The organism is Corynebacterium tuberculostearicum (assembly GCF_022347235.1).
In the GTDB taxonomy this organism is placed as follows: domain Bacteria; phylum Actinomycetota; class Actinomycetes; order Mycobacteriales; family Mycobacteriaceae; genus Corynebacterium; species Corynebacterium tuberculostearicum_F.
This window is the reverse complement of the sequence record NZ_JAKRDX010000009.1, coordinates 82,112-96,737: the sequence shown is the minus strand read 5'-3', so window position 1 is coordinate 96,737 and position 14,626 is coordinate 82,112. Positions and strand designations below refer to the sequence as shown.

The 14,626-nt window shown below is 58.5% G+C and carries 18 protein-coding genes and 2 rRNA genes; 12 read left to right on the top strand and 8 right to left on the bottom strand.

The window, feature by feature from the left end:
* Together MHK09_RS06650 and rrf are read left to right on the top strand one after the other, a co-directional pair.
* Positions 1-179 (top strand): 23S ribosomal RNA (locus MHK09_RS06650); the annotation flags it as partial.
* Positions 180-316: 137 nt separating this feature from the next.
* Positions 317-434 (top strand): 5S ribosomal RNA (gene rrf / locus MHK09_RS06645).
* A gap of 211 nt (positions 435-645) precedes the next feature.
* Here rrf and MHK09_RS06640 read toward each other — a convergent pair.
* Positions 646-1,656 (bottom strand): pseudouridine synthase, encoded by a 1,011-nt coding sequence (locus MHK09_RS06640; RefSeq protein ID WP_436232104.1) that lies wholly within the window; start codon positions 1,654-1,656, stop codon positions 646-648.
* Between MHK09_RS06640 and MHK09_RS06635 the strand changes: the two genes are divergently transcribed.
* The 4 genes from MHK09_RS06635 to MHK09_RS06620 all read left to right on the top strand — a co-directional run bounded on the left by MHK09_RS06635 (position 1,637) and on the right by MHK09_RS06620 (position 3,777).
* Positions 1,637-1,780, top strand: coding sequence for a hypothetical protein (locus MHK09_RS06635; protein WP_005325337.1), 144 nt, complete (start codon positions 1,637-1,639; stop codon positions 1,778-1,780). The two genes, MHK09_RS06640 and MHK09_RS06635, sit on opposite strands and share 20 nt — an antisense overlap.
* Before the next feature lie 41 nt (positions 1,781-1,821).
* Complete coding sequence (locus tag MHK09_RS06630) at positions 1,822-2,721, top strand: universal stress protein (protein ID WP_179387148.1); 900 nt, start codon at positions 1,822-1,824, stop codon at positions 2,719-2,721.
* Positions 2,722-2,841: 120 nt separating this feature from the next.
* Positions 2,842-3,090 carry a GlsB/YeaQ/YmgE family stress response membrane protein gene (locus MHK09_RS06625; RefSeq protein WP_005327014.1) on the top strand — a complete coding sequence of 83 codons (249 nt, stop codon included), beginning with the start codon at positions 2,842-2,844 and terminating at the stop codon, positions 3,088-3,090.
* A 78-nt stretch (positions 3,091-3,168) separates the two neighbouring features.
* The gene (locus MHK09_RS06620) at positions 3,169-3,777 is read left to right on the top strand and encodes a TetR/AcrR family transcriptional regulator (protein ID WP_005327015.1); all 609 of its coding nucleotides are present in this window, start codon (positions 3,169-3,171) and stop codon (positions 3,775-3,777) included.
* Here MHK09_RS06620 and yidC read toward each other — a convergent pair.
* Positions 3,734-4,678, bottom strand: coding sequence for a membrane protein insertase YidC (gene yidC, locus MHK09_RS06615; protein ID WP_250413055.1), 945 nt, complete (start codon positions 4,676-4,678; stop codon positions 3,734-3,736). The two genes, MHK09_RS06620 and yidC, sit on opposite strands and share 44 nt — an antisense overlap.
* A gap of 33 nt (positions 4,679-4,711) precedes the next feature.
* On the opposite strand from yidC, the gene MHK09_RS06610 reads away from it, so the two are divergent.
* Complete coding sequence (locus MHK09_RS06610; RefSeq protein ID WP_200436294.1) at positions 4,712-5,374, top strand: class E sortase; 663 nt, start codon at positions 4,712-4,714, stop codon at positions 5,372-5,374.
* Positions 5,374-5,526 carry a hypothetical protein gene (locus MHK09_RS06605; protein WP_049377502.1) on the top strand — a complete coding sequence of 51 codons (153 nt, stop codon included), beginning with the start codon at positions 5,374-5,376 and terminating at the stop codon, positions 5,524-5,526. Before MHK09_RS06610 ends, MHK09_RS06605 begins: the two co-directional genes overlap by 1 nt.
* Here MHK09_RS06605 and MHK09_RS06600 read toward each other — a convergent pair.
* A complete protein-coding gene (locus tag MHK09_RS06600) occupies positions 5,523-6,059 on the bottom strand; it encodes a DUF2020 domain-containing protein (RefSeq protein WP_239278638.1) in 537 nt (178 codons plus the stop codon). The genes MHK09_RS06605 and MHK09_RS06600 overlap by 4 nt on opposite strands.
* On the opposite strand from MHK09_RS06600, the gene MHK09_RS06595 reads away from it, so the two are divergent.
* Together MHK09_RS06595 and MHK09_RS06590 are read left to right on the top strand one after the other, a co-directional pair.
* A complete protein-coding gene (locus MHK09_RS06595) occupies positions 6,058-7,221 on the top strand; it encodes a sensor histidine kinase (RefSeq protein WP_250413054.1) in 1,164 nt (387 codons plus the stop codon). The two genes, MHK09_RS06600 and MHK09_RS06595, sit on opposite strands and share 2 nt — an antisense overlap.
* Positions 7,222-7,258: 37 nt before the next feature.
* Positions 7,259-7,897 (top strand): LuxR C-terminal-related transcriptional regulator, encoded by a 639-nt coding sequence (locus MHK09_RS06590; RefSeq protein WP_040425341.1) that lies wholly within the window; start codon positions 7,259-7,261, stop codon positions 7,895-7,897.
* On the opposite strand, the gene MHK09_RS06585 is transcribed toward MHK09_RS06590, so the two are convergent.
* Both MHK09_RS06585 and MHK09_RS06580 read right to left on the bottom strand, forming a co-directional pair.
* Entirely contained in the window at positions 7,894-8,205 is a 312-nt protein-coding gene (locus MHK09_RS06585; protein WP_005325354.1) for a histone-like nucleoid-structuring protein Lsr2, read from the bottom strand. The two genes, MHK09_RS06590 and MHK09_RS06585, sit on opposite strands and share 4 nt — an antisense overlap.
* A 188-nt stretch (positions 8,206-8,393) precedes the next feature.
* On the bottom strand, positions 8,394-9,026 hold the full coding sequence (locus MHK09_RS06580) for a DUF6474 family protein (RefSeq protein WP_005325356.1): 633 nt from the start codon (positions 9,024-9,026) through the stop codon (positions 8,394-8,396).
* A 69-nt stretch (positions 9,027-9,095) separates the two neighbouring features.
* On the opposite strand from MHK09_RS06580, the gene MHK09_RS06575 reads away from it, so the two are divergent.
* Complete coding sequence (locus tag MHK09_RS06575) at positions 9,096-10,529, top strand: TM0106 family RecB-like putative nuclease (RefSeq protein WP_250413053.1); 1,434 nt, start codon at positions 9,096-9,098, stop codon at positions 10,527-10,529.
* Here the strand turns inward: MHK09_RS06575 and MHK09_RS06570 are convergent.
* Both MHK09_RS06570 and MHK09_RS06565 read right to left on the bottom strand, forming a co-directional pair.
* The gene (locus MHK09_RS06570; protein WP_250413052.1) at positions 10,516-11,814 is read right to left on the bottom strand and encodes a copper oxidase; all 1,299 of its coding nucleotides are present in this window, start codon (positions 11,812-11,814) and stop codon (positions 10,516-10,518) included. The genes MHK09_RS06575 and MHK09_RS06570 overlap by 14 nt on opposite strands.
* A gap of 10 nt (positions 11,815-11,824) precedes the next feature.
* Complete coding sequence (locus tag MHK09_RS06565; RefSeq protein WP_250413051.1) at positions 11,825-12,976, bottom strand: MFS transporter; 1,152 nt, start codon at positions 12,974-12,976, stop codon at positions 11,825-11,827.
* A 71-nt stretch (positions 12,977-13,047) separates the two neighbouring features.
* Here MHK09_RS06565 and MHK09_RS06560 point away from each other — a divergent pair, with 71 nt between their 5' ends.
* Positions 13,048-13,902 (top strand): LysR family transcriptional regulator, encoded by an 855-nt coding sequence (locus MHK09_RS06560; RefSeq protein ID WP_250413050.1) that lies wholly within the window; start codon positions 13,048-13,050, stop codon positions 13,900-13,902.
* A gap of 42 nt (positions 13,903-13,944) precedes the next feature.
* Here MHK09_RS06560 and MHK09_RS06555 read toward each other — a convergent pair whose 3' ends face one another.
* Positions 13,945-14,547, bottom strand: coding sequence for a superoxide dismutase (locus MHK09_RS06555; RefSeq protein ID WP_005325362.1), 603 nt, complete (start codon positions 14,545-14,547; stop codon positions 13,945-13,947).
* Between the last annotated feature and the right edge of the window lie 79 nt (positions 14,548-14,626).

Genomic DNA, 14,626 nt, shown 5'->3' with positions numbered 1-14,626 from the left:
GGGTATCGCTGGTTGGCTACGTACGGAAGGGATAACCGCTGAAAGCATCTAAGCGGGAAGCCTGTTTTAAGATGAGGTTTCGTTAAGGTCCCCTAAAGACGATAGGGTAGATAGGCCAGACCTGGAAGCACTGTAAGGTGTGAAGGCTACTGGTACTAATTGACCACAACAAACACCAACACACATTCGTGTACTGGCAAAACAACAAGAGAAGAAGAAACAGTCACTGTCGTGACCGCGTCCACTATGCAGTATCTGACACAACACCCACACAAAGTTGCACTAAGAAGGGTTTGTACTAATGCTTCGTATGTTTGTCGGTGGTCAATAGCTGCAGGGAAACGCCCGGTCCCATTCCGAACCCGGAAGCTAAGCCTGCACACGCTGATGGTACTGCAACCGGGAGGTTGTGGGAGAGTAAGTCACCGCCGACACCAAACAACAATGGATAATTTAATAATCAAAAAGGGAAGAGGACGGACAAGCACCGTACTCTTCCCTTTTTCACGTTTTGCGGGAGCAAGCATCACGCGAAGGAACTCGTGGCGAGCCGCGTGCCGCTTTCCCTTATCCACTGGTGAATAGCGCCGGCTTTGGTTCTACGTTTCGCCACGTGACAGTTTCACGGTCTACGCAATATGAAGGCTATGTGTGGTCGATTAGGCGGTGCGTGTAGAGAGGAAGAGCGGACTCGAACTCCCGGTACTTCCCGCTGAGGGGGTCAGTAAATTCGATGTGGGCTGCGGTGAGATGCATAGGGATCCGCATATCCTCCGCGTCTTCAGGGAAGATTTCTGGATAGACAGGATCACCCAGGATGGGTATTCCAGCTTGCCACATGTGGAGGCGCAATTGATGGGTCTTGCCCGTGGTGGGTTTGAGCGTGTATTTGCCTAATTGTGGCAGTTCTCCGTGGATCTTTTCATAGGGGGCGTTATCTATTAGTTCTACTGCAGTCAGAGTAGTAAATGCGTTGGGGATGCCATCGCCTATGCGGCCTTGGATTTCGCCGGGGGTTTTGGTGAGGTGGGAGGCCCACTGTAGGGGCGTCGGAAAGCGGCGGTATTCGGCGATCGCCTGATAGGTCTTTTGTACTTTCTTTTCCGCAAAGAGCGTTTGGTAGGCGCCGCGAACATCACGATGTTTGGTGAATAGCAAAATTCCGGAGGTAAGTCTGTCTAGGCGGTGCGCCGGTGCGAGCTCGTCGTTTCCTGTCATTCGTCGGAGCTGGACTGTAGCTGTCTGTACGATGTGGCGTGCGCGTGGCATGGTTGCCATAAACGGCGGCTTATCGGCGACGAGGATATGTTCATCCTCGAAGAGAATGGGGACGTCGTAAGGCACCGGTGTTTCGGGTGCCGGAATGCGGTAGAAAAAGACGTCCTCGTCGTTGCCTAATATTGAGTCCGGCCGAAGCCTGGTCTGATTGCGTAGGACAACCTCGCCAGAGTCGAAGCGTGCCTGGAGCGCCGAGGCGTCGTCGTCGGGGTGTCGATGGCGTTGTGCCGAAATTACTGCACTAAGAAAATCCCAGGCCGTTATGCCTGCCTCGGGAGTGCGCACGCGGGTTGGATTCAGACCGTCTTTAATCGGCAAAGGCGTGAAACCTTTTCGGCGATGTATTAATGTTTTGTCCATGGATTTTAACTCTCTCATTGAACCGGTTGTTGCCTTTTTCTCTGAAGGTATTGGTGCCGTAATTCGCACCGTCCTGGAGTTTGTGTACACCGTTATGTTCCCGTCGAATTCCGAGGCTGCAACCGTCAACCCTCAAGCCTAATCCGTACTACAATTAAGGTATAACCACCGAAAGGACACATCATGGCTAAGGAAGACATTGTAGTCGTTGCCGTTGACGGTTCGGATGCATCGAAGAATGCAGTTCGTTGGGCCGCAAATACGGCTATGAAGCGCGGGATTCCACTGCGAATCGCATCTAGCTACACCATGCCACAGTTCCTGTACGCAGAGGGCATGGTTCCGCCAAAGGAGCTTTTCGACGACTTGCAGGCCGAGACCCTCGAGAAGATCGAGGAAGCTCGCGCCATCGCTCATGAGGTAGCCCCAGAGCTGAAGATTGGTCACACTGTGGCCGAGGGCTCCCCGATCGACATGCTGCTAGAAATGTCGCACGATGTCACCATGATCGTCATGGGATCCCGCGGCATGGGTGGCCTGTCCGGCATGGTGATGGGTTCTGTCTCCGCTTCGGTTGTGTCCCACGCCTCTTGCCCGGTGGTCGTCGTTCGCGAGGATAATCATGTCACGGACTCCACCAAGTACGGCCCTGTCGTTGTTGGCGTGGATGGTTCTGAGGTTTCGCAGAAGGCCACGGCTTATGCCTTCCGTGAGGCACAGGCCCGCGGTGCTGCTTTGATCGCCGTGCATACTTGGATGGATATGCAGGTGCAGGCTTCCTTGGCGGGTCTGTCGGCCGCCCAGTCCGAGTGGGCTGATATTGAAAAGGAGCAGAGCGAGCTTCTGACTGAGAATCTGAAGGAGCCGCGTGAGGAATACCCAGAGGTTGAGGTAAAGAAGCTCATTACCCGTGACCGTCCAGTGAGCGCTTTGACCGAGGCTGCAGAAGGCGCGCAGCTTTTGGTTGTAGGTTCGCACGGCCGCGGCGGCTTTAAAGGTATGCTCTTGGGCTCGACCTCTCGCGCACTGTTGCAGTCCGCACCGTGCCCGATGATGGTTGTCCGTCCGGATGAGGAAAGCTAAAAGCTGCCGTTTATAGAGCGCTTCGCCCACAAGGGCGGAGCGCTCTTGTTGTGTGGGGCCGCCTTAGGTACTGTGCGCTCGTGTACGCTAAGGTATTACCCGCTAATTTAGGAGGATTGCATGAATTTGGGTTTGGGGCTTATTAGCTCGATTGTTATTGGTATCATTGCCGGCTGGCTGGCAGAAAAGATTATGAAGCGCGACCACGGCCTGCTGACCAACCTTATTGTTGGTGTGCTGGGTGGCATTATCGGTGGCATGATTATCCACTTCCTGAACATTGAGGAAGGTGGATGGATTTTCTCCTTGATTGCCGCTACGGGTGGTGCTTGTATCCTGTTGTGGATCGTGGGGCTCATCAAGAAGTAGCCCGAGTTTAATTCGCGTACAAACCGGTTTGTCTATAAAGTATAGATGAACCGGCTTTGTCGTTTTAGAGAGGAACCCATGGCAGAGAAGAAGTCGCGCCGTAATCGGCCCAGCCCGCGCAGCCGGCTGCTGGAATCGGCGACCAAGCTTTTTACCACCGAGGGCATTCGTGTCATCGGAATCGACCGCATCCTGCGCGAGGCGGATGTGGCTAAAGCTTCTTTGTACTCTTTATTTGGTTCCAAAGACGCGCTCGTTATCGCTTATGTGGAAGCTTTGGATGAGAAGTTCCGCCAAGATTGGGAACAGCGTACCGCGGAGATGACGGATCCGGATCAAAAGATCCTGGCCTTTTTTGATAAGGCGATCGAGGAAGAACCCACGCAGGAATTCCGCGGCTCCCACTTCTTGAATGCGGCCGGAGAGTATCCGCGCCCAGAAACCGAGGCGGAACACGGTATCGTGGCTGCCTGCGTTGAACACCGTAATTGGGTGCACTCTACCCTGACAGCCTTGTTAACCGAGCGCAATGGGTACCCATCGTCCTCGCAGGCGAGCCAGCTGTTGATTTTCCTGGATGGCGGCCGTGCGGGTGCTCGGCTCACCAAGGAGATTGGGCCGCTGCAGACGGCCCGCGACCTAGCTACTCAGATGCTTTCTGCTCCCCCTGCTGATTATTCGATTTAAGGTACTTTCGCGCCTCCATACGTAGCTGGTTGACCCGCTTCTTCTCCTCCTTGGAGAGGGCGGGTTCTTTTTCGCGCTTGCGCCAGCGGCGAATGCTTTCGCGGCGCATAGCGTGGACATCCTCAGTAAGCGGGTAGTCGCGGTGCAAAATGATCTCAAAGATAGCGGTTTGGATCAGCATGAAGAGATAGGCGCAGCCCCAGTAAAGAATGATTGCTACTGGGATAGGTCCGGTTTGGGCTAGGTGCCATAGGAAGAAAGGGATTACCAACAGCAAAAAGCCCATGAGTATGAAGACGCGGCGGTTGACCTTCTGATCAAACTGAGTGGTGCGGAAACTGCGCACGAGGGAAATGACGGAATTAGCCATGGTAAAGGCGATGGCGGCAATGAGGATGGGATTTATGAGGTCGCCGTGCTCGCGGGCGAAATCCGTCAGCGGAGCGCCGTAGAAGGTGGTTTCGCGGAAGGCCGAAACATCGGAAGCATTCAACATGCCCACGGTGGTGGAGCCGCTCTCAATATTGGACATGCGCAGGAGCACTTGATAAAGGCCGATGAAGGCCGGAATCATGATGAGCGGGGGAACACAACCAGCTGCGGGGTTGTAGTTATAGCTCTTCATGAGGTTCTTTTCCTCTTGCATGAGCTCCGCCATTTCCTCGGTGGTGGTGGCGTTATTCATCTGCTTTTTGATGCGGTTATTCTCCGGGCGGATGAGTGCGCCGATGCGGGCGGAGCGTACGGATATCCAGTTCAAGGGAACAACGACGCCGCGCACGGTGATAACCAGCAGGATGATGGAAATCAGCCAGGCCGTAGATTCACCGACGAAGCTGCTGATGAGCCAGTGCCAGAATTTCATGATTCCGGAAACTGGGTACATGAAGACTTCGTACATGCTCAACCTTTCATGGGCAGTATGGTTTAAGGCATGACTAAAGTTCTAGGGGAACTCATGCTAACCATTGGCGTGGTTCTTTTACTCTTTGCATTCTATGAAGCCTATTGGACAAATGTAGAATCCGGCCAGCTGCAGGAGGAGGCGAGCGCCCACCTCGACGAGCAATGGCGCAATCCGCGGCAGAAGTTGGAGCCGGAGTTGGGTGAGGCGTTCGCGCAGCTTTATATTCCCACGTTCGGTTCTGACTACCGCTTCGCCATCATTGAGGGCACTAATGAAGATGACCTGCTGCGCGGCCCGGGCCGCTACGTGGATTCCCAGATGCCGGGGGAGATGGGCAATTTTGCGGTTGCGGGCCACCGCGTGGGCAAGGGAGCTCCCTTTAATGACTTGGGCAAGCTAGAGACCTGCGATGACATCGTGGTGGAGACGCACAAGGAGCGAATTACCTATCGCGTATTGCCCATCGATGGCGAGCAGGCGGACTGCTTCAATGGAATCCCGCCGGAGTATTCCCATGTGGCTGGTCGGCATATTACGACGCCTGGCGACGTCTCGGTGACCAACCCCGTGCCAGAGTCGGACGCCGAACCGAGCCGCGAGATCTTGACCTTGACCACGTGCCACCCGCAGTTTTCCAACGCGGAGCGCATGATTGTGCACGCTATGGAAGTAGAAAAAGAGGAGAAATAATGTATCGCGCTTTGTGGAATCTCTTGCCGGGGCCGACGCCGGTGAAGGTCATCTTGGCTATTGCTATTGCAGTGGGAGTCTTCTTCCTACTTATGGAGGTTGTATTCCCGTGGCTGTCGCCGATGATGCCGTATAACGATGTGGCGGTTTAAAGGCCCAAGTTGGCGATCGCTTCGTGGGCGATTTGCTCTGACTTAACGGTTTGTTGCTGGTTGCTCCACACCAGCACCGCGTGCGTGTCCTTTTGCACCGCGTACACGGCGTGCTCATTGACCACGCCCCGGCCGCCTTCCCAGCCGTCGAAGGAGGCGGGTTCGGTGGCGTCGATAGGCGCGGCCCAATCCACTGCGGCGCGGGCGTCGTCGACCGTGGGCATATCGCGCACGATGACGGTGGCCTGTGGCTCGTCCTGGTAGGACCAAAAGACGCAGGCCGGGGTGGGAAAGCGCGTGTCGATGCCCTGCTTGGTCAGGCGCTGGCCGTTGGTTTCTTCGAGCCAGCCGGGGCCGATGTAGGGGCAATCGCTCCAGTCATTGACTTCCGCGGTTTGGGCGACGTTAACCTCCGGTGCCTCCGAAGCCTCCGGAGTGACCGTAGTAGTTGGTGCAGGGGTGGGTGCGGATGAATCGCAGCCAGCGATCCCAAAAGTGGCTAGGGCGAGTAGGGGAAGTAGGCTTTTGCGCATGAGCTCCACAATAGACCGGGATACCGATGCGTTGCGCACCGGCATCCATATCCTGACCGCTGGCCTGCTGGTGGTGGGCATTTTTACCTCCGCGCGGATGCCGCTTTCGCAAGCGATCATCAACCTGCTGCTTTTGGTGGGCTTTGCGGCCGTGTACTTCGCAGGCTCGGTATACGGGGAATATTGGGCCCAGCCTGTGCGCTATCTGTGGCTGTGCATACTCTCGGTGCTGTGGGTTGCGGATCTGTTCGTGGCCCCAGCGGCAATCTATCTGGTCTTCGCCATGTTCTTTTTGTACCTCACGGTGCTGGACATGGCGGCGGGCATCGCGTGCGTCATCTTTGCCTCGATCATCACCGTGGTGGTGCAGATTCCGCAGGGTCTGACCTTCGGCGGTGTCATGGGGCCGGCGGTCTCGGCACTGGTGACGATAGCGATCACCTACGCCTTCCGGACGCTGTCGCGGATGAATAAAGAGTTGATTGAAACCCGCTCGCAGCTGGCAGCCACGGAGCGCGATGCCGGCATGGTGGCCGAACGTCAGCGCATTGCGCACGAGATTCATGACACCCTTGCCCAGGGGCTGTCTTCCATTCAAATGCTCCTGCATTCGGCGGACCGTGATCTGGATAAGCAGGACGCGGGCAAAGCGCGAGAGCGCATCGAGCTGGCCCGCAGGACGGCCGCGGATAATTTGCACGAGGCGCGGGCAATGATTGCCGCTTTGCAGCCGCCGACGCTTAATGAGGCATCCCTTGAGGCCGCGTTGACCCGTATGGCGGAAAATTTCGGCGCTACCGGAGATATCCACGTCGAGGTGGAATCCGAAGGAGAGGTACAGCAGCTGCCCATGAAGGTAGAGGCGGCGCTGCTGCGGATTGCGCAGGGCGCTGTGGGGAACGTCGTCAAGCATGCAGAGGCAAGCCGCGCCCGGATCACGGTGACCTATGAGGGTGATGAGGTGCGCCTGGATGTGGTGGATAACGGCAAGGGCTTTGATCCGGCCGCGGTGGAAAGTACCCCGGCTGGACTGGGGCATATTGGGCTGGCCGCAATTAGGCGCCGCGCACAAGAGCTAGGCGGGGAGGTCATTATTGAATCCGCGCCGGGGGAGGGCACTGCCGTGTCAGTTAGTATGCCCTTAGGCAACCGGGTAGATTAAACTTTTGGTTGACAATGACATCGATAGGAGGAATGTCGTGATTCGGGTCCTATTGGCAGATGACCACGAAATCGTCCGCCTGGGTCTGCGCTCCGTGCTTGAGGGCGCAGAGGATATCGACGTCGTAGGGGAGGTCGCTACGGCTGAAGCTGCGGTGTCGGCAGCGCAGGCGGGCGGCATCGATGTCATATTGATGGACCTGCGCTTCGGCGCGGGTGTGGAAGGGACCCGCGTTATGGGCGGCGCGGAGGCAACCGCGCAGATTCGCTCCGCGATGGCCACCCCGCCCAAGGTCCTCGTGGTTACCAACTATGACACTGATGCGGATATCCTCGGCGCTATCGAAGCCGGTGCCGTGGGCTATTTGCTCAAGGATGCACCACCGCACGAGCTGCTGTCCGCAGTGCGCTCGACTGCGGAGGGCGATTCGGCGCTATCTCCCATCGTGGCCGATAGGCTGATGACTCGCGTGCGTACGCCACGCACCTCGCTCACGCCGCGTGAGCTCGAGGTCTTGCAGCTGGTTGCGGCGGGCGCGTCGAACCGCCAGATTGGCCAAGACCTCATGCTGTCTGAGGCCACGGTGAAATCCCACCTTGTGCACATTTATGACAAATTGGGCGTGCGCTCGCGCACCTCCGCTGTGGCGGCAGCACGCGAGCAGGGCGTGCTTTAATTAGCGGCGTTATACGCCTCGATAACGTCCTGCGGGATTTTTCCGCGGTGCGCCACTGGCAGGCCTTGGGTGCGGGCCCATTCGCGGATTTGGCTGGGGTTGGCCCGCTGGGCATCGAGGGCGGGGGCAATGCGGGCGGCGTCCACGTAGGGGGCGAGCAGATTATGGAAATGCCGCGCGTTATCCGTGGAGAGATCGATAAGGTAATTTTGACCGTTTACGCTGAAGCGAACGACTTCTAGCTGGTCTTCAGGGATTAGGGTGTGGTCCAAGTCGTCGTAAAATTGGGTCACTTCACGGCGGGACATATTTCCTCCAATTTTAAAAATTGCACACCACGCACAGAGAGCATAAACGGTGTTAACGGGGTAGGGCGGTTAGAAGATTATCAGCAACTTTTTCTGGCCGAAAATACTTTTCCCGAAAAACCCGGATCTTTATAGAAAATAAATAAACGCCACCACCGAATAGGGGGCGGTGGCGGCGTGTAGCTCTTTTACTGGGCCAGGCGCTGCTGGATTTCCGCAGTAATGGAGTCAATTTCCGAGCTAATGGTCTTGTGAGCGCGGCGGCGCTGCTGCTCGGTCATGAACTCGGCATTATCGATGGCGGAGTCTACTTCTTGCAGGCGGTCACGCACATCGCGCTTGAAGCCGGCCGGAACGTCCGTGTTATCGAGGGAGTTGCGGATGCCGGCGGTGCGGGCCTTGAGCGGCGCACCGTAGCCGGAGAAAGAAGCCATCTGATCCGAGCTCACGCCCGCCTTAGCGGCCTTGCGCTTTTCGCCTTCGGTCTTCAGGCCCACGTAGCCGCGGTAGAGGAGCGGCAGCAGCAGGGGTGCGGCGGTGCGCAGTGCACCGGCATAGCGCTTGACGTTATCGGAGTTAAAGCGGCCGGCCTTGAGCTTGGCTAGCTCGTTCTTGGCCATCTTCTCCTCATGCTTGCGGCGCTTCTTGAGGCCCTTTTCCTCCGACTTAATGAGGTGCTTTTCCTGCTTGGCCAGGAGCTTTTGCTGGCGGCGGCGGTCCTTAGACTGGGCCTTTACCTCTGCCTTGGCGCGGGTCTTGGCAGCCTTTGCCTGTGCGCGTGCTTCTTGGCGGGCCTTTTTAACTTTCTTCAGAATGCTCATTAAATTTCCCTCACGTTTGATCGAGTCTGGATTCAACTTTACCTTGCCGTTCTATTAAGCTCACCCGGTGTGGAGGATGTGGTTGTTGCTTCGGACCTTGTGGGGTGCCGCTACCGCTTAGTACAGCGGCGCGCGCACCCCGAGATGCCGCGTACCCATGCCTCGATTGCCCGGGCGGAACGCCACGCGGCCGCAGTGGAGGCGGTCATGGAGATGTTTCCCCGCAAGGGCTCTGGCAGGTTTCGCCGCATCGATCTGGAAGGCGATGAGTGGGAGCGCTCCATGCGCACCCTTGAGGCCTTAGCTTCCGGGTATACGCACATTACCAACGCGGTCTTCGCCACCGAGGAGTGGATGGTGCGCGTAGATTTGCTGCTGCGCGAGGGCGATAAGTACACCCCGATTATCGTGTCCAATCACCGTGTGGCCCGCAAGAATGACACCAAGACGACGCCGGCGGTGCCTACCCATCGCTTGGGCCTGAGCGAGCCGCTCGAGGCGCCGTATAAGCTGCGCCATCATGCGGTAGATGGTTACCGCTTAGCGTTTGCCGCCCGTGCTTTGCGGGATCTCGGGCTCGATTCCGGCCGGGGCGGGGCCATCGGCCAGGACCGCACCCGGGCATTTTTTACGGAAACAGCCAAGTTTGATCTGGAACGCGCCTGGAATCAGCCGCTTCCTACCGCCCCGGTGCGGGTCAAGGAGTGTGCGAGCTGCCGCTTTTGGTCTTTGTGCGAGCAAGAGCTGGTGGCGGCGGATGATATTTCGCTTTTCCTAGCCGGCGACCGCGCTAAGCCTTACCGCGAGCGCGGGATTACTACCGTGCAGGCGCTTATCGACGCCGATCTGGGCGAGCCCTCCCGCCTTGCTGCTGCCTGGCGCGCCGGGGAAGTGTTGCTGCGCCGCGGCGACGTGCACGCTCCGCGCGCAGACGTGGAGGTGGATGTGGATATGGAAGCTTACCTGGACCAGGGCGCGTACCTATGGGGAGCCTGGCACGACGGTAACTACGTTCCGTTCGTTACGTGGGAGCCGTTGGGCGGGCGTGCCGAGGCGGAAAACTTTGCGGCGTTCTGGCGCTGGTTGATGGATGTGCGTGCTAAGGCCCATGCGGAGGGCAAAACCTTTGCTGCATATTGCTACTCGGCCCACGGCGAGAACCACTGGATGCGCATGTCTGCGCAGCGCTTCCGCGAGGTGGATGAGCGGGAGGTAGAAGAATTTATCTCTTCACCGGAGTGGGTGGATATGTTCGTCCACGTCAAACGATCCTTCGCCGGACCCTTCGGCCTAGGCCTGAAGGTAGTCGCCCCGGAAGCGGGGTTTACGTGGCCAGAAGAAGACTTCGACGGCGAAGAATCCGTGAACGCGCGCCGCGAGGCGCTAGCCGGTGACCTCGTGGCGCGGCAGCGCTTGCTGGACTATAACTCCGGCGACGTCCAAGCCACCCGCGCGGTCCGCGAGTGGATGGATGCCGGCGCGCCGGGTACTACAGCGCTGTAAATAGGGCGTAGATGACCGCGAGGATCGCGATGCCCGCATAGACCTGGTTCCATTCTGGCCCCGGCTTCGGATCCGGGCCCTCCGCCTTCTTCATCAGGACCTGCTTCTGGGCCTTGACCGCCCGGGCGATGAGCACGGGGTAGACCGCCAGGGGCAGGATGCACAAGAGGGAGGCGACCACCTTAAGTAGGGAAATATCGGTGCCGATCCAGATGAGCAGCCCACCGTTGACGAGGGTGGCGCGCAGGAGGCCGAGTTTGTCCAGTTGCTGCAAGCCCGCCCGGACGGCAGCGGGGCCGCCACCCATGGTGCTGGGCAAGAGGTAGCTCATCACGCCGATGAGCAGTTGACCGGCAAACCCCACCAGCAAGGCGAGGGTGGGCAGCGCCGGCTCGGGTATAAAGAAATGCTGCACCGTGTAGTACACCAAAGACAGCACCAGCCATAACGAGGCCATGAGCACGGAGACCGAGGCAAAGGTGATGCGATCGCGCGGGTCCTTAGCCACCGTCAGTACATTGGCGAGCCACTGCTGCAAGCTCAGCGCCCAACCGCAGCAGTAGGCGATAAGGCCCAACTCAGGGAAGCCGAGAAAAGCGCCCACGATGGTGGCAACCACACCGACTGCGAGCAGCGCAAAGGAGGATTGCATGTGGCGATTAATACCTTGGGTGCGCCAGATGGAGGGGAAAAGGATGGTGAGAGAACCGGCCGCGGCCAAGCCGATGAATCCGCCGATATTGGCGGCGATATGGGCGAGCAGCAGCGTGGGACGGCCGGGGTAGACGGCCAGCAGCCCGCCAAAGATGGCACCCACCGGCAGGCACAGAGCGGAAAGAACATAAGCGCCCACCACGGGGCGGAAGCGCTTATCTTTGGCACCGCGCCATTGCCGGAAGAGCGATGCCGCATGCCAGAGCATCATCAGCGCAATGAGCGTGGCGCCCATCTGGGTGACGATCCAGTGTTGGGACCAGAACTCCATGAGGATTTGGCCGATTAACGCGAGGATGATTCCGGCATTGAGGCCATAGATGCGGGCCAATTGGGTAGGTCGAGTGGATTCGGGGAGGCGCTGTTGGGTGAATTTCTCCGTGAGGTGCTGGGACCACACGATGATGCTATTGCTCACCAGTCCGAGGGTGAATAGGTGGATGAGCACCCACCGGTAGTTCGGAACCAAGGTATGCGTTGCACCCACGAGGATGAAGACCATCATCCACAGGGATACGGGACGGGAGGCCTTGCGGTGCCATGTCCGCGCCGACCACTTATTCTCAGGCATAAAACCGATGTTAGTCGGTTTTAATCTTGGTCCAAGTCAGCGCAGTAAGCGTGAGGGCTACGGCAGTGAAGAAGGCGATGAAAAGGGGCCATGACAGGGCGTCGAAAAGCAGGCCGGCACATGCGCCCACCACAGAAGAGCCAAAGTAATAGCAGAACACGTACATTGAGGAAGCCTCCGCGCGGTCGTGGGTGGCAATCTGGCCCACCCACCCGGAGGCGGTGGAGTGTACGGCGAAAAAGCCCACGGTAAAGGCGATCATTCCGAGGAGCGTCAGCGGAAGGTTACCGGCACACAACGCGATGCCCACAGTAAAAAGTGCGGCCGAGCCGCACAGGGTTTTTCCGTGGCCGATTCGGGCCACTAGCGCTCCAGCCCGAGCCGAGGACCAGGTGCCAGAAAGGTAGAAGAGGAAAGCCAAGCCGGCGAGCGAAGGGGCCAAGCCAAAATCATCGATGAGCCGGAAGGTTAAGAAGTTATACATGGAGACAAACGTGCCCATGGACAGGAATGCGGTGAGAAAGAGCAAGGCCAAATCCCGGTTGGCCCAATGACCAAAGAGTGCCCTGCTTTCGGTCTTGAGATGGATGGATTTAGGCCGGAAATTGCGTTGGGTAGGAAGCAGCAGCCAAGCCGTAATGGCAAAGGCGAGTGAGACCAGCGCTGAGCCGAAGAGCGCCCAGCGCCACGTGGAAATCTCCACCAGTCCGGTGGGGATGAGGCGGCCGGTAAGGCCACCGACGGAGGTGCCTGCAATGTATAGGCCCATGGCTCGCGGCAGGGCTTTGTCATCGAGCTCTTCAGAAAGCCATGCCATTGCCGTGGCGGGGGCGCCGGACAGCAGCGCACCCTGCAGGCCGCGTACCACGATGAGCTGCCATCCCTCCTGGGCGAGGGGAACAATGAGTCCCACGCCGGTCGCGGCAACGGCCGAAATGAGCAGGATGCGTCCGCGGCCGAAACGTTCGGAGAGGATCGATGCGGGCACCACGCATAGTGCCAGCGCGCCCGTGGCGGCCGATACGGTCATGGCCGCCTCGGTGGAAGAAAGGCCCATGTTGTCTACCAGCGTGGGAAGGATGGCTTGGGTGGAATACAGGCTGGAGAATATAGCCAAGCCCACAAGGAGCATGGCCACCGTAGCGCGCCGCGTTCGAGTCATATCATTTAGCCTGCCCGGACACGCAGCATGTGTAAAATGTGGAAAATTACACTAATCGATGCGGAGTATGCATGAATGTGGAGGATGTCCGCGGCTTCCTCGCCGTGGTGGATCATGGCCGCGTGGGCGCTGCGGCCGATGAATTGGGAATCTCCCAGTCAGCGCTGACCCGCCGCGTACAGCGCGTAGAAGCTAGTCTTGGCGCCCGCCTTTTCGAGCGCACTGGGCGCACCCTGCACGTGAACTCGCGCGGGAGGGCCTTCGCTGCGGCTGGGCGGGAAATGCTCCGCGCCTATCAGGTAGGGCGGGACGATGTTGCCCGCCTCATGGATCCAGAGCGCGGCACCGTGCGCCTAGATTTCATGCACTCGCTGGGCACCTGGCTGGTTCCGGACCTGCTCAAGAGCTATCGCGCGCAGCACCCGCACGTGGATATTCGACTGCATCAAGGCGCGGCGCAGGAGCTGGTGAGCAGGGTGGAAAACGGCGAATCCGACCTCGCCCTCGTGGGCCCGCGGCCTGATGCAGACTTGGGCTGGCACCAGATAAAGGTGCAACGACTAGGCCTTGCGGTGCCGGAAGGCCATTGGGCAGCAAACCGACGCGAGGTGAAACTAGCGGAATTCGCTGCAGAACCGTTCATCGGCATGCTGCCGGGCTATGGCACGCGCATGCTTCTCGATGCCCTCGCGGACGACGCTGGCTTTAGCCCCCACCTCGTCTTCGAATCAATGGAGCTTACTACCGTTGCGGGGCTGGTAGCGGCAGGACTCGGGGTGGCGCTTTTGCCGTTGGATGATCCCTATCTGCAGGTGGGGAGCCTGATCCCCCTTACGCCGCCGGCGTACCGCGAGCTCGGTTTAGTGTGGCGTGCCGGGGACGATGCACCCCCAGTGCAGCAATTCCGGGAATTTATCCGGGCATAGAAAAAGCCGCCCCAGAGGGGCGGCCGAAGTAACTACAAGGAGTTACTTGGTGGCTGCAGCGAAACGCTCAGCAACGTCATCCCAGTTGAAGACGTTCCATACGGCCTTAACGTAGTCAGCCTTAACGTTCTTGTACTGCAGGTAGAAAGCGTGCTCCCACATATCCAGCATCAGCAGCGGGGTGAAGTTGATGGAGGTATTACCCTGCTGGTCGGTCAGCTGCTCGATGATGAGGCGGCCAGCAATGTGGTCGTAGCCCAGAACTGCCCAGCCGGAGCCCTGCAGGGAGGTAGCAGCGGCGGAGAAGTGAGCCTTGAACTTCTCAAAGGAGCCGAAGTCGCGGTTGATGGCCTCTGCCAGCTCGCCGGTTGGCTCGCCGCCACCGTTCGGGGACAGGTTCTTCCAGAAGATGGAGTGGTTGGTGTGGCCACCCAGGTTAAACGCCAGGTTCTTGGAGAGGGCGCGGATGCGATCCGGGTTAGCCTCACCGTTGCGCTCCTCCTCGAGTGCCTCGAGTGCAGCGTTAGCGCCAGCAACGTAGGTTGCGTGGTGCTTATCGTGGTGGAGCTCCATGATCTCTGCGGAGATGTGTGGCTCCAGTGCGTCGAATGCGTATGGGAGGTCAGGAAGTTCGTAAACAGCCATTTGTTAAATCCTTTCTTCGGGTACGTGTCCCGATGATAGGCACGGTTGAAAGATTTCGCCATGATTAATTCGAATTGTG

Bases quoted from the DNA above. Each gene is read 5' to 3' on its own strand.
- MHK09_RS06635 (WP_005325337.1), top strand. From the start codon at position 1,637: ATGGATTTTAACTCTCTCATTGAACCGGTTGTTGCCTTTTTCTCTGAA.
- MHK09_RS06640 (WP_436232104.1), bottom strand. From the start codon at position 1,656: ATGAGAGAGTTAAAATCCATGGACAAAACATTAATACATCGCCGAAAA.
- MHK09_RS06630 (WP_179387148.1), top strand. From the start codon at position 1,822: ATGGCTAAGGAAGACATTGTAGTCGTTGCCGTTGACGGTTCGGATGCA.
- MHK09_RS06625 (WP_005327014.1), top strand. From the start codon at position 2,842: ATGAATTTGGGTTTGGGGCTTATTAGCTCGATTGTTATTGGTATCATT.
- MHK09_RS06620 (WP_005327015.1), top strand. From the start codon at position 3,169: ATGGCAGAGAAGAAGTCGCGCCGTAATCGGCCCAGCCCGCGCAGCCGG.
- yidC (WP_250413055.1), bottom strand. From the start codon at position 4,678: ATGTACGAAGTCTTCATGTACCCAGTTTCCGGAATCATGAAATTCTGG.
- MHK09_RS06610 (WP_200436294.1), top strand. From the start codon at position 4,712: ATGACTAAAGTTCTAGGGGAACTCATGCTAACCATTGGCGTGGTTCTT.
- MHK09_RS06605 (WP_049377502.1), top strand. From the start codon at position 5,374: ATGTATCGCGCTTTGTGGAATCTCTTGCCGGGGCCGACGCCGGTGAAG.
- MHK09_RS06595 (WP_250413054.1), top strand. From the start codon at position 6,058: ATGAGCTCCACAATAGACCGGGATACCGATGCGTTGCGCACCGGCATC.
- MHK09_RS06600 (WP_239278638.1), bottom strand. From the start codon at position 6,059: ATGCGCAAAAGCCTACTTCCCCTACTCGCCCTAGCCACTTTTGGGATC.
- MHK09_RS06585 (WP_005325354.1), bottom strand. From the start codon at position 8,205: ATGTCCCGCCGTGAAGTGACCCAATTTTACGACGACTTGGACCACACC.
- MHK09_RS06580 (WP_005325356.1), bottom strand. From the start codon at position 9,026: ATGAGCATTCTGAAGAAAGTTAAAAAGGCCCGCCAAGAAGCACGCGCA.
- MHK09_RS06570 (WP_250413052.1), bottom strand. From the start codon at position 11,814: ATGCCTGAGAATAAGTGGTCGGCGCGGACATGGCACCGCAAGGCCTCC.
- MHK09_RS06565 (WP_250413051.1), bottom strand. From the start codon at position 12,976: ATGACTCGAACGCGGCGCGCTACGGTGGCCATGCTCCTTGTGGGCTTG.
- MHK09_RS06560 (WP_250413050.1), top strand. From the start codon at position 13,048: ATGAATGTGGAGGATGTCCGCGGCTTCCTCGCCGTGGTGGATCATGGC.
- MHK09_RS06555 (WP_005325362.1), bottom strand. From the start codon at position 14,547: ATGGCTGTTTACGAACTTCCTGACCTCCCATACGCATTCGACGCACTG.